This window comes from Curtobacterium citri (assembly GCF_030362955.1).
Lineage (GTDB): Bacteria > Actinomycetota > Actinomycetes > Actinomycetales > Microbacteriaceae > Curtobacterium > Curtobacterium citri.
The window spans coordinates 244,865-259,233 of the sequence record NZ_JAUCML010000003.1 but is presented as its reverse complement, the minus strand read 5'-3'; the positions used below and the strand labels follow the sequence as shown (position 1 = coordinate 259,233).

At 74.1% G+C, this 14,369-nt stretch carries 13 protein-coding genes; 10 read left to right on the top strand and 3 right to left on the bottom strand.

What is annotated here, in order from left to right; genetic code table 11:
- Positions 1 to 35: 35 nt before the first annotated feature.
- Positions 36 to 563, top strand: a complete 528-nt coding sequence (locus QUG92_RS06060) for a GNAT family N-acetyltransferase (protein ID WP_182045282.1) — start codon at positions 36 to 38, stop codon at positions 561 to 563.
- A gap of 64 nt (positions 564 to 627) precedes the next feature.
- Here QUG92_RS06060 and QUG92_RS06055 read toward each other — a convergent pair whose 3' ends face one another.
- Positions 628 to 903, bottom strand: coding sequence for a hypothetical protein (locus tag QUG92_RS06055; protein WP_182045283.1), 276 nt, complete (start codon positions 901 to 903; stop codon positions 628 to 630).
- A 100-nt stretch (positions 904 to 1,003) separates the two neighbouring features.
- On the opposite strand from QUG92_RS06055, the gene QUG92_RS06050 reads away from it, so the two are divergent.
- From QUG92_RS06050 to QUG92_RS06040, 3 genes are all read left to right on the top strand, one after another.
- Entirely contained in the window at positions 1,004 to 1,690 is a 687-nt protein-coding gene (locus tag QUG92_RS06050) for a hypothetical protein (protein WP_182045284.1), read from the top strand.
- A gap of 221 nt (positions 1,691 to 1,911) precedes the next feature.
- Positions 1,912 to 3,357: a phytoene desaturase family protein gene (locus tag QUG92_RS06045; protein ID WP_289458067.1), complete on the top strand. Its 1,446-nt coding sequence runs from the start codon at positions 1,912 to 1,914 to the stop codon at positions 3,355 to 3,357.
- A 3-nt stretch (positions 3,358 to 3,360) separates the two neighbouring features.
- Positions 3,361 to 3,813, top strand: coding sequence for an SRPBCC family protein (locus tag QUG92_RS06040; protein ID WP_289458066.1), 453 nt, complete (start codon positions 3,361 to 3,363; stop codon positions 3,811 to 3,813).
- Here QUG92_RS06040 and QUG92_RS06035 read toward each other — a convergent pair.
- Positions 3,797 to 4,615 (bottom strand): shikimate 5-dehydrogenase, encoded by an 819-nt coding sequence (locus tag QUG92_RS06035; RefSeq protein ID WP_289458065.1) that lies wholly within the window; start codon positions 4,613 to 4,615, stop codon positions 3,797 to 3,799. The two genes, QUG92_RS06040 and QUG92_RS06035, sit on opposite strands and share 17 nt — an antisense overlap.
- Before the next feature lie 88 nt (positions 4,616 to 4,703).
- On the opposite strand from QUG92_RS06035, the gene QUG92_RS06030 reads away from it, so the two are divergent.
- Complete coding sequence (locus QUG92_RS06030) at positions 4,704 to 6,077, top strand: L-serine ammonia-lyase (RefSeq protein ID WP_289458064.1); 1,374 nt, start codon at positions 4,704 to 4,706, stop codon at positions 6,075 to 6,077.
- A gap of 4 nt (positions 6,078 to 6,081) precedes the next feature.
- On the opposite strand, the gene QUG92_RS06025 is transcribed toward QUG92_RS06030, so the two are convergent.
- Positions 6,082 to 6,303, bottom strand: a complete 222-nt coding sequence (locus QUG92_RS06025) for a hypothetical protein (RefSeq protein WP_069713188.1) — start codon at positions 6,301 to 6,303, stop codon at positions 6,082 to 6,084.
- A 101-nt stretch (positions 6,304 to 6,404) separates the two neighbouring features.
- Between QUG92_RS06025 and QUG92_RS06020 the strand changes: the two genes are divergently transcribed.
- From QUG92_RS06020 to QUG92_RS06000, 5 genes are all read left to right on the top strand, one after another.
- Positions 6,405 to 6,686, top strand: coding sequence for a hypothetical protein (locus QUG92_RS06020; RefSeq protein WP_289458063.1), 282 nt, complete (start codon positions 6,405 to 6,407; stop codon positions 6,684 to 6,686).
- Between the two features lie 43 nt (positions 6,687 to 6,729).
- Positions 6,730 to 8,415, top strand: a complete 1,686-nt coding sequence (locus QUG92_RS06015) for a bifunctional 3'-5' exonuclease/DNA polymerase (protein WP_289458062.1) — start codon at positions 6,730 to 6,732, stop codon at positions 8,413 to 8,415.
- A gap of 45 nt (positions 8,416 to 8,460) precedes the next feature.
- On the top strand, positions 8,461 to 9,360 hold the full coding sequence (locus QUG92_RS06010; RefSeq protein WP_289458061.1) for a phosphatase PAP2 family protein: 900 nt from the start codon (positions 8,461 to 8,463) through the stop codon (positions 9,358 to 9,360).
- Between the two features lie 93 nt (positions 9,361 to 9,453).
- Positions 9,454 to 11,166 (top strand): serine/threonine-protein kinase, encoded by a 1,713-nt coding sequence (locus tag QUG92_RS06005; protein WP_289458060.1) that lies wholly within the window; start codon positions 9,454 to 9,456, stop codon positions 11,164 to 11,166.
- Between the two features lie 51 nt (positions 11,167 to 11,217).
- The gene (locus QUG92_RS06000; protein WP_289458059.1) at positions 11,218 to 14,343 is read left to right on the top strand and encodes a GH92 family glycosyl hydrolase; all 3,126 of its coding nucleotides are present in this window, start codon (positions 11,218 to 11,220) and stop codon (positions 14,341 to 14,343) included.
- Positions 14,344 to 14,369: the final 26 nt, after the last annotated feature.

Here is a 14,369-nt window from a genome sequence, read left to right as displayed (position 1 = left end):
GACGTGCGGGCGTGCCGGTGCCTAGTGTCGGGAGCGTGGCGGCTTCAGGACGGGACCTCGGCGACGGGTGCGCGCTCACGCTGCGCGACCTCAGCACCGTCGACGCCGTGCACGACCTCGTCGCGGCGAACCTCGAGCGGCTCCGCGCGGCCGAGCCGTGGGCGTGGGGACCGGTGACCCGCGAGGCCCTGGTGCTGCACACCGAGCAGCTGCTCGGCCGGTACGCGATGGACCGGGCGGTGCCGTGCGTCGTCCGCTCCGCGGGACGGATCGTCGGGTCCGCCTCGCTCGCGCTCGACCCGTACCTCGGCCAGGCGTCGCTCGGGTACTGGGTCGACGCCGGGTCGGAGGGGCGGGGGATCGCGCACCGGGCTGCCGCCGCGCTCGTCGAGGTCGCCCGCGAGCGGGGGAGTGCCCGGGTCGAGATCCGGACCGGGGTGGACAACGAGCGCAGCCGGCGTCTCGCGGAGCGCCTCGGGTTCGCGCACGAGGGGACGCTCCGCAGCGCGCTGCCGCTCGGTGACCGCCGGGTCGACGTCGCGGTCTACGGCCTGGTGCTCTGACCGGCGCGGCGCAGCGGATCTGCTCGGCGCAGCGGGTCTGAGCGGCGCAGTGGGTCTGCTCAGCTCAGTGGGTCTGGGCGAAGCTCGCGAACACCGCCAGGCCCCCGAAGGCGACGACCAGCACGAGGGCGAGGATCCACACGGCCAGCGCGACGAGGTTGAGGAGGATGCCCCAGCCCGCACGGCTGCGGGCCATCGGCTCGCGGCTCCGTGAGGCGATGCCGAGGCAGAGGCCGACGACCGGTGCGAAGAAGGTCCACCCGGCGAGCAGCGAGCAGATGCCGAGCACGAGGCTCGCGGTGCCGAGGCCGGTACGGGGGAGGGTCTGCGTGGTGGTCATGCACTCGACGCTACGGGCCGGGCGAGCGAGCCGCGTCCGTCCGCGGCGGGATCCGGGGTCAGCCTGCGGACGGACGGCCGCACGCCGGTATCGTCGGAGCATGGCCCTGTTCGGACGACGCACCAAGCACGATGTCCGCGACCGACCCGTGAGCCAGGTCGAGCTCAAGCGGGCCGTGGACGAGGGCTTCCTCATCGCCCGGGCGGCCGTGACCGTCGCGGTGGCGAACCGGATCATCACGAACGCACTCCGCGACCAGGGGTACTTCGACCACGCGCTCATCGCCGAGGCGACCCGCGAGGAACTGCACCGGATGGCCGAGGAGCAGCGCGGCGACGCCGCCCGCATGCGGGAGATCCGTGCGACCTCGAGCAAGCAGAAGGGCCGCTCGCGCCACCAGCACGACTACAAGCGGGGCGACGACCTGAAGCTCCGGACGCGCGAGGCCACCTACGAGCAGCTCGCCACCATGCTCGACCGGCGTCGCGACGACCAGGGCTTCGTCGACGGCATCGTCCTGCACGCCCGGGCACGGGCCTGGGACGACATCGGCACGACGGTGGTCGGACGGCTCGGGTGGGCGCAGCGTCCCGCCGACGACTACGAGGTCGGCCGCGACGAGCGCCTGCAGCAGATGCTCGACGAGGACTTCGCGACACTGCTCGCCGAGCACCCGACCGGCGCGGGGTCGCCCGCGAACACGCCGGCGGACGCCGACGAGCCGGACGAGGGGGACGGGGCCGAGGACGGCACCGACCCCGCGGACGCGGACAGCGCGCGCCCCTGACCCTCACCGGCCCCCGCCCGGGAGCGGCGCGTGGCCCTGGTCGTTCCGGGCGTACCTGGTCCTCTCGGGCGTACCTGGTCCTTCCGTTCCACCAGGCATGCCCGGTTCCACCAGCCATCACAGGCGTTCTGGGAAGGAACGGGCAGCCAGCGCGGTCGGGCGTCCCGCGGCGGAACGGTCGTCTGACCGAGCACGGAAGCACGGGACCCTAGGCTCGGGCCATGGTTGATGCGGTGGTCGTCGGTGCCGGACCGAACGGGCTCGCGGCAGCGGTGACGCTCGCGCGGGCCGGTCTGTCGGTCGAGGTCGTCGAACGGAACGACACGATCGGTGGCGGCGCCCGCACGGCGGAGCTCACGCTGCCGGGCTTCCACCACGACGTCTGCTCGGCCGTGCACCCGATGGCGCTGCAGTCCGAGTTCTTCCGGCGCTTCCGGATGGAGGACCGCATCGAGCTCCGGCTGCCCGACGTGCAGTACGGCCACCCCCTCGACGGCGGCCGTGCCGGCATCGCCTACCGGGACCTCGAGCGCACGGCCGAGGCGCTGGGCGTCGACGGTCCCGCGTTCCGCAACCTCATGGCGCCGCTGTCCGGCAACGCCGACCAGGTCGCCGACTTCGCCACCGACGCGCTCCTGCACGTGCCGCGGCACCCGCTGACCGTGGCGCGCTTCGGCCTGCGCGCGCTGGAGCAGGGGAGCGCCGCGTGGAACCTGCGCTTCCGCGACGAGGTGGCACCGGCGATGGTGTCCGGCGTCGCGGCGCACTCCATCCAGCACATGCCGTCGCTGTCCACGGCCGCCGCTGCGCTGTCGCTCGGCTCGTACGCGCACGGCCGCGGGTGGCCGGTGCCGATCGGCGGCAGCCAGGCGATCGTCGATGCGCTCGCCGCGGACCTCGTCGCCCACGGCGGCACGATCGAGACCGGTCGCGAGGTCCGTTCGCTCGCCGACCTCACCCCGGCGAAGGCCGTGCTCTTCGACACGAGCGTGCCGGGGATGCTCGGCATCGCGGGGAAGCAGATCCCGACCCCGAAGCGCGGCGCCCTCCGACGCTTCCGGTTCGGCAACGCGGCGGCGAAGGTCGACTTCGCACTGTCCGACCCGGTGCCGTGGACGAACACGGAGCTGGGCCGGGCGGGGACGGTCCACATCGGCGGTACCCGGGCGGAGATCGCCGCGGCGGAGCGTGCGGTCGCGAACGGGCAGCACGCCGAGCGGCCGTACGTGCTCGGGTCGGAGCCGACCGTCGTCGACCCGGGTCGTGCGCCGCGCGGGAAGCACGTCTTCTGGGCGTACGCGCACGTGCCTGCGGGATCCGACGTCGACCCCACGGACGCGATCGTCCGGCAGGTCGAGCGGTTCGCCCCCGGCTTCCGCGACACGATCCTGCGGTCGGCCAGCCGCACGGCCGTGCAGATGGGCGAGTACAACCCCAACTACGTCGGCGGCGACATCGCCGCCGGGGCCGCGAGCTTCTGGCAGCTCGTCAAGCGGCCCGTCCTGTCGTCCGACCCCTGGCGCATGGGCGGCGGCATGTACCTGTGCTCGGAGGCGTCGGCACCCGGCCCGGGGGTGCACGGCATGGCGGGGTGGCACGCCGCCCGCAGTGCCCTCACGCACACCTTCGGGCTGTCCGAGCACGTCGACCTCGAACCGGAGGACTGAACCGTGGCCAAGAACGTCCGCATCATGCACTGCACCCCGGAGCAGGTCTTCGACGTGCTCCGCGACGGCTGGCTCTACCCGACCTGGGTGGTCGGCGCCTCGCGCATGCGCGGCCAGGACCCTTCGTGGCCCGCCGTCGGCAGCGAGCTGCACCACTCGTTCGGCATCTGGCCGTTCGTCATCGACGACACCACCACGGTGCTCGAGGTGGACGAACCACGGCGCCTGGTCATCGAGGCGCGGGGCTGGCCGTTCGGCGAGGCCCGTGTCGAGGTCGACGTCGAACCCCACCCGCGCGGCTGCCGGGTGACCCTGCGCGAGGAGTTCGTTCGCGGAGCGGTGTCGTTCGTCCCCGGGTTCCTCGCCCAGCCGGGCATCTGGATCCGCAACCACGAGGGCATCCGCCGACTGCGCTGGATCGCGGAGGGCCGCGCCGCCGTCACTCCGCGCGGCTGAACGCGCTGGCGCGCTGCACCTGGTCGTCCGTCAGGGCGACGCCCGTGTAGCGCTCGAACTGGCGCGCCGCCTGGAGCGCGATGACCTCGGCGCCGGTGACGACCCGGGTGCCGGACGCGCGTCCGGCGCGGACCAGCGGGGTCTCGGCGGGGAACGCCACGACGTCGAAGACCGTGGACGCGGCGTCGATGCGGTCCTGCTCGAAGGCCAGCGTGTCCTCGTCGGCCCCGCGCATGCCGAGCGGCGTGACGTTCACGAGCACGTCGGCCTCCGGCGCCTGCTGCTCGACGGGGACCCAGTCGAAGCCGTACTGCTCGGCGAGGGCGGGGCCGGCGGTCGTGTTCCGCGCGACGACCGTGAGGTGGTCGAAGCCCGCGCCGCGGAACGCCGCGGTGACCGCCTTCGCCATGCCACCGGAACCCCGCAGGACCACGCGGGCGGCTGGGTCGACCTCGTGCGTGCGGAGCAGGGCGGCGACGGCCTCGTAGTCGGTGTTCGACGCGGTGAGCACGCCGTCGTCGTTCACCACGGTGTTGACCGACCGGATCGCCTCGGCGGAGTCCTCGATCACGTCGACGAGGGGGATGACCGCCTCCTTGAACGGCATCGACACCGAGCAGCCGCGGATGCCGAGCGCGCGGATGCCGGCGACCGCGCCGGGCAGGTCGGTCGTCGTGAAGGCCTTGTACGCGAAGTTCAACCCGAGCTCGTCGTAGAGGAAGTTGTGGAAGCGCGTGCCGATGTTGCTCGGGCGGGCCGCGAGCGAGATGCAGACCTGCATGTCCTTGTTGAGGATGGGCATGGCACGAGTGTCCCACGCTGCCGCCGATGGAGCGGTCCACGCGCTGCCGGCTCCGAGGCTGCCCGTCCGGACGGGTTAGTGTGCAGGGGTGCCGGTCTCCGTGTTCGATCTGTTCAGCGTCGGGATCGGCCCGTCGAGTTCCCACACCGTCGGGCCGATGCGAGCCGGGGCCGCCTTCGCCGCCGCGGTCGTCGACGCACCGGTCGCCGGGATCGACGTTCACCTGTACGGCTCGCTCGCCTCGACCGGGCAGGGGCACGGCACCCTCGGCGCGGTGCTCGCCGGCTTGATGGGGTCCGCTCCCGAGACGGTCGACCCCGACGAGATGGTCGCGGCGCTCGAGGACCTCGAGCGCACCGGGTCACTGCGACTGGCCGGTGGCGCGACGGTGCCGTTCCGCCAGGCCGACATCGTGCTGCACCCCCTCACCATGCTGCCGCGGCACCCGAACGCGATGCGGCTGACCGCCACCGACGCCGCCGGTGCCGTGCTCGCCGAGGAGACCTACTACTCGATCGGCGGCGGCTTCGTCACGAGCGACACCGAGGGAGCCGTGGCCGAGGCCGCGATCCCCGTCGACGACGCCGTGCCGTACCCGTTCTCGAGCGGCGCCGAGCTCCTCGCCGCCTGCGCCGCGACGGGCCTGCCCGTGAGCGGGATCGCACTGGCGAACGAGACCGTGATCCGTGGCGTGGATGACGTGCGTGCGGGGCTCCTGCACGTGCACGACGTCATGCGCGAGAGCGTCGACCGGAGCATCCGCCGGACCGGGACCCTGCCGGGCGGCCTCGCCGTGCGTCGGCGTGCCGCGAACTGGTACGAGCAGCTCACCCGGGACGACCCGCACCACGACCCGCTCTTCGCGATGGAGTGGGTGAACCTCACGGCGATGGCGGTCAACGAGGAGAACGCCACGGGCGGCCGGGTCGTGACCGCGCCGACGAACGGTGCCGCGGGGATCATCCCGGCGGTGCTCTCCTACGCGCTCACCTACGTCTCCGAGATCGCACCGGAGGACCGCGACGACGCCGTGGTCCGGTTCCTGCTCACGGCGGGGGCGGTCGGCTCGATCTACAAGGAGCGGGCGTCGATCTCCGGCGCCGAGGTCGGCTGCCAGGGCGAGGTCGGGTCCGCGGCGTCGATGGCCGCCGCCGGGCTCGCCGAGGTCCTCGGCGGCAGTCCCGAGCAGGTGGAGAACGCCGCCGAGATCGCGATGGAGCACAACCTCGGCCTGACCTGCGACCCGATCGGCGGGCTCGTGCAGATCCCGTGCATCGAGCGGAACGCGATCGCGGCGAACAAGGCGATCAACGCGGCGCGGATGGCGATGCGCGGCGACGGGGTGCACCACGTGTCGCTCGACCAGGTGGTCGAGACGATGCGGCAGACGGGTGCCGACATGTCGACGAAGTACAAGGAGACCGCGATGGGCGGTCTGGCGGTGAACGTCCCGCTCTGCTGAGCGGTCAGTCGACCCGCATCTCGAGCGTGACGTCGCACGGCGCCACGTGCCGCTGCCCGTCGTCGTCGAGCACGATGAGCGATGGGCGGCCGTGCGCGTCGAGGACGTCGACGGCGGTGCCGAGGACCGACCGGCCGCGGTCCTCGTAGCGCACCACGGCGTGCATCGGGACGTCGTCCGGGGTCACCGGACGCCAGGGCATCGTTCCTGTGGCGTCGATCTGCATGCCGACATCCTGCCGGTTGTCCAGATCACGCACACAATCGACGAGCGCTCCTCGACTCCTGCGGACGGTCCTCCGGGTCGCGCGCGCGTACGGTCGGCACCATGAGCGCGACCGGCCACGACCTCCCCGACCAGCCCGACCAGCCCGACCACGACGAGCTCGACGACGGGGTCGACATGTCCTTCGAGGAACGGCGGCAGGACACCTTCCGGCGCATGTCCGGCTCAGACGAGCACGACGCGGATCCCCGGGTCGAGGTCTCGCGCGCCGAGGACGGCGACGTCCGCATCGACGTCGCCGACACCGCGGCGGTCCGCCCGGGCGACGCCGCCGGCACCGACCCCCGCACGGACGCGGCGCAGGACCCGCACCACGCCGACTGACCCACGGTCCGGCGGGGACGGTGGTCCGGGGGAAGATCGACGGGTGCACCTCGTCCTCCACCGCGTCGACGGCGGCGTCACGGCGACGCCCCTGACCGACGCTGGGGAGCCGGCGGGTGAGCCGACCCGGCTGGACGACCCGCGCCTCCCGGCCTTCGTCGCGGCGCACGACGGACCGGACGTCCGCTGGGTCTGGGACGACACGGCCCGCTGGTACCCGGCGGTCCTGGCGGCCGGCGGCCGCGTCGCCCGCTGCACCGACCTGCGGCTGTGCCGCCGCATCCTGCGCAGTGCGCTCGCCGCGCGGGACACGGCCCTCGCGCGGCTCCCGTCCGACACGTGGGACGCCCCCGGCCAGGAGGCCCGTCCCACCCGTGCGACGCAGGCGTCGCTCTTCGACGACGCGCTCTTCACCGTCGCGCCCGCCGACGACGCGGCGGACACGGTCGCCGAGCTCCGCCGCCAGCTCGACGCGGTCGCCACCTCGACCACGCCCGGCGCGCTGCGCCTGCTCACCACCGCGGAGTCCGCCGGCGCACTCGTCGCCGCCGAGATCCTGCACGCGGGCCTGCCGTGGCGGGCGGACGTGCACGAGCGCCTGCTCGAGGACGCACTCGGGCCGCGGGTGCCGGCCGGGGTGCGCCCGCGTCGGCTCGAGGAGCTCGCGGTCGTGATCCGCGGACACCTCGGCGACCCGGGGCTCAACCCGGACTCGCCGACCGACGTCCTCCGGTCGCTCCGGGCCGCGGGGCTGATGGTGGCGAGCACGCGGAAGTGGGAGCTGCAGGAGCTCGAGCACCCGGTGATCGCCCCGCTGCTCGAGTACAAGCGCCTGTCGCGTCTGCTCACCGCGAACGGCTGGGCCTGGCTCGACGAGTGGGTGCAGGACGGCCGCTTCCACCCGAAGTACGTCGTCGGCGGGGTCGTCACCGGTCGGTGGGCGGCGGACGGTGGCGGTGCGATGCAGCTGCCGAAGACGGTCCGCGGCGCCGTGGTGGCCGACGACGGCTGGGCCTTCGTCGTCGCGGACGCCGCGCAGCTCGAGCCGCGGGTGCTCGCCGCGATGGCGGGGGACCGGGCGATGGCGACGGCGGGCGACGGGCGTGACCTGTACGACGGCGTGGTGGCCTCGGGCGCGGTGGAGACCCGGCAGCAGGCGAAGGGCGCGATGCTCGGCGCGATGTACGGCGCGACCCAGGGCGACGCCGGCCGACTCGTGCCCCGGCTCGCGCGCGCGTTCCCGGCCGCGCTCGGCCTGGTCGACCGGGCCGCCCGGGCGGGGGAACGCGGGGAGCCCGTCACGACGCTGCTCGGTCGGACCTCGCCGGTGCCGGACGAGGCCTGGTTCGCCGCCCGCAACCGGGCGTGGTCGGTGGACGGGACGACCGCCCAGCAGCGGGCGGTCGAGTCCCGTGCCCGGAGCTGGGGACGGTTCACGCGGAACTTCGTGGTGCAGGGGACCGCGGCCGAGTGGGCGCTCGCGTGGATGGGGTCGCTGCGGACCCGGCTCGCGACGCGGTTCCCGGGCCCGGTGACCACCGGGCCGCACCTGGTGTTCTTCGTGCACGACGAGATCGTGGTGCACACGCCGGTCGAGCACGCCGCGTTCGTCGCCGAGCAGGTCCGGGCGGCGGCGGTGGACGCCGGGCGGCTGCTCTTCCGGGACTTCCCCGTGGTGTTCCCGCTGTCGGTCTCCACGGTGCGGGACTACGGGGCCGCGAAGGACTGAGCACGCACGCACGTGCTCGCAGCCGGGTCCGGGCAGGGTGGGTCGATGGAGCCACACCACCACGACGACACCGCCGCGCAGCAGGTGACCCGGGCCGAGCGCTCCGCGGTCGCCGAGGACCGGCACCTCGGCGAGGTCGACCTGACCTCGTGGCGGTCGCGGGCCGGTCACGCCACCGCCGAGGCCTGGGCTGCGCTCGGCCGCCGCTACGGCGCCCTGCCGGTCCTCGTCCTGACGCTCCTGGTCGGGATGGGCATCGCCGTCGTCGCCACTTGGGCCGCTTCCGGCGTGTACGACGCCGTCCGCGAGGGCGACGACGTCGCCGTGCTCGACCGGCCCGTGCTCGACTGGATGCTCACGCTGCGCTCCCCGTTCGCGGACCAGGCGGTCACGTGGTGGACCGACATCGCCGGCACGATCGGGATGCCGATCGTCGCCTTCTGCTTCCTCGTCGGCTTCACCGTCCAGCGGCGTGCGTGGACGCCCCTGGTACTGCTCGTCGCGGCGAGCGGTGGGTCGCTCCTCATGACGATCGCGGGCAAGGACCTGATCGGTCGCGCCCGGCCGCCGCTGTCCGACGCCGTGCCGCCGTACGAGCACTCGCCCTCGTTCCCGTCGGGCCACACGCTCAACGCGACCGTGGTGGTCGGCACGATCGTGTACCTGCTCATCCTGCGGCAGTCGCGCACGGTGACCCGGGTGTGGACCATCGTCGTCGGCACGCTCTTCGTGCTGTCGATCGGCGTCTCGCGGGTGTTCCTCGGGCACCACTGGACGACGGACGTCCTGGCGGCGTGGGCCCTCGGGCTGGCGTGGCTCGCGCTCGTGGTCACCGCACACCGGCTGTACCTGACTGCGCTGCACCGCGGTGCCGAACCCGTCAAGCAGCGCACGCGGCCGTCCACCCGTGGTGCAGCGGACCGGTCGGACGGGACGGTCCGCTGAACGCGGGAGCGCACCCGCACCGACGTCGTCGGGGAGCGGGCAGGCACACCTCGGCGGCATGCCCGGTCAGGTCGCCACGGTAGGTTGCCCGGCATGGCAGATCGGGTCTTCGGCGGCAGGTACCGCGTCACCGGCACGCTCGGGCACGGGGGCATGGCGTCCGTGTACCGCGCCGTCGACGAGCAGCTCGGCCGCGAGGTCGCCGTCAAGGTCTTCCGCATCGGTGCCGTCGACCACGGGGAACGCGCCCGCGCCGAGGCCGAGATCCAGACCCTCGCCGCGCTCCGCAGCCCCTCGCTCGTGACCCTCTACGACGCCGCGCTCGACGACGTCGACGGCGACTCGTACCTCGTCATGGAGCTCGTCCCCGGCAGCGACCTCGACACCCGGTTGCGCGAGGGACCCCTCGACACGACGACCACGGCCCGGGTCGGTGCGCAGGTCGCCGAGGGCCTGGCGGCGGTGCACGCGCAGGGCATCGTGCACCGCGACGTGAAGCCGGCGAACGTGCTCCTGGAGAGCGACGGCGAGCACGTCAAGCTCGCGGACTTCGGCATCGCCCTGCTCCGCGACGCCGCCCGCGTCACCGGGACCGGCACCGTCATCGGCACCGCCGCGTACATCGCCCCCGAGCAGGTGCTCGGGCGCGAGATCACCGGCCAGGCCGACGTCTACGCCCTCGGGCTCATGCTCCTGCAGAGCCTGACCGGCGAGCGGCCCTTCCCCGGCACCGCCGTCGAGTCGGCCACCGCGCGGCTCACCCGCGGTCCGGTCATCGACCAGCACCTGCCCACCGCCTGGCGCACGCTCCTGCACGTCATGACGGCGCAGGACCCCGCCGAGCGGCCGACCGCGGCCGAGGCGGCACGGCGCCTGCGGGCCCTCGAGCGCGACGGGAGCGCGCCGGCCACGCAGCTGCTGCCCGGTGCCCCCGGAGCCCTCACCCCCGCTGCGGCGGGCGCGGCCGCGGTCGGCGGTGCCGCTCTCGGCGCCGGTGGCGCAGCAGCCGCCGCCGCATCCGCCGACGAGGCGACCCGGGCGATGCCCACCGCGGCCGCGGCGGGCGGTCCGGACGACGCCACGCGGGCGTACGACCGGACGACACCCACCCCTCGGCCCACCGGGCAGGACGACGTGGCCACGACGGTGCTCGGCACCCAGCGCGGCGCGGCCGCCGGTGGTGCCGCCGCCGGCGGTGCGGTTGCGGGCGGTGCGGCTGCGGGCGCGGGAGCGGGCGGTACGGGTGGGCCCGGAAGGACCGCGGCCACCGCCGACGACGGGTCGAAGCGGCGCCGCGGGCCGATCATCGCCGCGGTCGTCGTCGTGCTCCTCGTGCTCGCCGGGATCGGCGTCGCGCTGGCCGCCCTGGACCGCGGGGACGACACCACCCCCGCCCCGACCGAGTCCGGGCAGTCCTCGACCCCGTCCGACGAGTCGAGCGAGCCGGAGCAGCAGCCGAGTCAGCCGGAGCAGCAGCCCAGCCAGCCGTCGCAGGAGCCGAGTGAGCCGGAGCAGCAGCCGAGCGAGCCGTCGCAGGAGCCGAGCGAGCCCGAGCAGCAGCCCAGCCAGCCCGTGGACGACCCGACGGTCGGCCCGCAGCCGGGCGGTCCGGCGTCGAACCCCGTGCAGGGACCGCAGGGCGGGACCGGGAACAACGGCAACGGCAACGGGCCGGGGAGCAACAGCGGCAAGGGCAAGGGCAAGGGCAAGGACAAGGGCGACGGCACCGGGGCGGCCGACACGACGGTCGACACCACCGTGGGGTCGCTGACGGAGGGCCCGGGCAAGGGACACGGCAAGGGCTGACGCGGCTCGGTCAGGCTTTCGTCGACACGGTGGAGCAAATAGGGTTGCCGGGTGCGTGAACTGCGACGGAGCGGTGGCCCGACGACGGCCGTGGCGGCCCCGAACGGCGTCGGCTGGACCTCGGCCGAGGGTTGGCTGGTCGAACGACCCGACGGTGCGGACGAGGTCGTGGCCGTCGTCCCGGAGCTCGCCGGACGGACCGTCGCGGTGGGCGACGAGCTGTCGTGGGTCTGGTTCCCCGAGCGCACCCTGCCCGAGGGCCACGACGAACCGGACGAGGCCGACCTCGCACACTTCTGGGACGCCACCGCCTTCGTGGTCGACGTCGTGTTCACGGACGGCTCGCGCGTCGGCGGCACCGCGACGGACCAGTACGGCACCGCCCTGACGTCGGACGCGCAGGCCGCGGCCCGCACACAGTGGGTGGACCAGTGGAACCGTCGTGCGGTCGACCTCACGCCGTTCGCGGGACGGGTCGTCGACCGCCTGGAGGCGCGGCTCGGCGCCGCCACGCTGCCCCCGTCCGCCGACGCGCGGCCCGCCCTGCGCGGCTGGCTCGACGACGTCCGGATCGCCCCAGCCCCTCCGGTCCCCGACACCCCGCTCGGGCACGTCCGCACGACCCGCGGCACGCAGGCCTCGTCCCGGTTCTCCCGCGGCAACACCGCTCCGCTCGTCGGGCTGCCGCACGGCGGGGTGTTCGGCCTGCCGATGACCGACGCGTCGAGCAACCGGTGGCCGTACGCGTACCACGAGCACAGCGTCGTCACCGAGGACGGCCGCGTGCGTCCCGCGCTGCAGGCCTTCGCCACGAGCCACATCCCCTCGCCCTGGATGGGGGACCGCGGGGTCTTCCAGGTGATGCCCTCGCCGCTCGACGTCCCGGACACCGACCGGGTGGCCCGGGCGCTCGGCTTCGACCACGACGAGGAAGAGGACGGCCCGCACCGGTACCGGGTCGCCCTCGACCAGGGCGTCACGGCGACGATGACGGCGCACGACTTCGCGCTCGGCTTCCGGTTCACCGGTACGCGTTCCGTCGTGCTCGACCACCACGGCCGTGTCGCCGACGTCACCGTGTCGCTCGAGCACGGCACCGCGGTCGTCGAGTGCGTGCTGGACGACCGTCCGGGCACCCCGCCGCACCACCTGCACGTGCGCGTCGGCGGCGCGACCGCCGACCACACCACGGTGGACGGCGACGTGCTCGGTGGCTGGATCAGCACCGCCGGCGCCGCCGACGTGGTCGTCGGGATCTCGACCGTCTCGATCGAGGACGCCCGGGCGAACGCGGCGGCCGCCGGATCCGTCGACGCGGTGCTCGCGCACGCCGAGCAGGAGTGGACGGCGGAGCTCGCCACGTGCACCGTCGAGGGGGCGACCCCCGACCAGCTCACGAGCCTGTACTCCGGGCTGTACCGGCTCTTCCTGTACCCGAACCACGCCGGTGAGACCACCCGCGACGGCGTCCCGCGGCACCGCTCCCCGTACGGGTCGGTGCTCGTCGACCCGATCCGCGACGAGCCCGGGCCCGAGGTCGTCGAGGGACCGTTCACGACGACGAACGGGTTCTGGGACACCTACCGGACCGCCTGGCCGCTGCTCGCGCTCCTCACCCCGGACACGGCGGGCGCCCTCGCGCAGGGGTTCGTCGAGCACTTCCACGACGGCGGGTGGACGCCCCGGTGGAGCGCCCCCGGTGCCGAGGACGTGATGACCGGCACCACGAGCGACACGGTCTTCGCGGACCTCGCGGTGAAGGGCGTGCCGGGATTCGACCTGACGGAGGCGTACCGCAGCGCGGTGCGGAACGCGACCGTCCCCCCGCGGGACGAGCGTGTCGGGCGGAAGGGGAGCCTCCCGGCCGCCTTCCGCGGCCACGTCGACACGGCGACCTCCGAGGGGATGAGCTGGACCCTCGACGCGGCGATCAACGACTGGGGGATCGGGGTGATGGCGGGCCTGCTCGCCTCGCGCGCCACGACGCCGGAGGACCTCAGCCGGTACGAGGCCGAGGCGGAGTGGTTCGCCCGCCGCTCCCTGCAGTACCGGAACGTCTTCGACCGGGAGCGCGGCTTCTTCATCGGACGCGACCCGGACGGGTCGTGGCGGGGCGGCGCGGCGTTCGACCCGCGCGACTGGGGCGACGACTACACCGAGACGAACGCGTGGGGGACCGCCTTCACGGCGCCGCACGACGGTGCCGGGATCGTCGACCTGCACGGCGGCCCGGCCCGCTTCGACGCGGCGCTCGAGGCGTTCTTCGCGACGCCCGAGACCGGCGCGACCGACCGGTCCGGCTCCTACGGCTTCGCCATCCACGAGATGACCGAGGCACGGGACGTCCGGATGGGCATGCTCGGGCTGTCCAACCAGCCCGCGCACCACATCCCGTTCTTCCCGATGTTCACGGGACGGCACGACGACGCACACCGGATCGTCCGGGAGTGCCTCGAACGGCTGTTCGTCGGCTCCGACCTCGGGCAGGGGTACCCGGGCGACGAGGACAACGGCGAGATGAGCGCCTGGTACGTCTTCGCGACGATCGGCCTGTACCCGCTGGTGCCGTCGACCGGCACGTACGTGCTCGTGCCGCCGTCGGTCCGGCGGACGGTGCTGCAGCAGCCGGGAGGGCAGCCCACCATCATCGAGGTCGCCGACGGCTCCACGGGTGCGTACGTCGCGTCGGTGACGGTCGACGGCTCGCCCTGGACGTCGGTGAGCATCCCGCACGAGGTCGTCGTCGCCGCGTCCCGCATCGTGTTCACGCTGTCCGAGGAACCGACCGGATGGGCGTCCGACACCCGGCCGGTCTCCGCGTCCGAGGTGCACGGGTACCGGGACGTCCCCGTCGACCTGCTGCCCGCCGGTGCCTCGCCCCTGACCGACGACACCGGCAGGACGGTGCGCGTGCTGTCACCCGGCGAGACCCTGTCGGTGCCGACGCCGGGCGCCGACGCGTCGCTCGTGACGGTCACGGTCGCCGAGCCGGGGACGTACTCGTGGCGGACGACGCTCGGGGACCGGGAGTCGGTCGTGCACGACGCGGTCTTCGAGCACGCGGGGCAGACCCGGGTGTTCCGGTCCGTGGCGCGGGGGGACGTGTTCTCGTTCACCGCGATGTCGTCGATCCCGCTCACGCAACTCGAACTGATCGCGGCGGACGGACAGCGTTGACCCCGCGTTCACCCGCCGGGAGCATG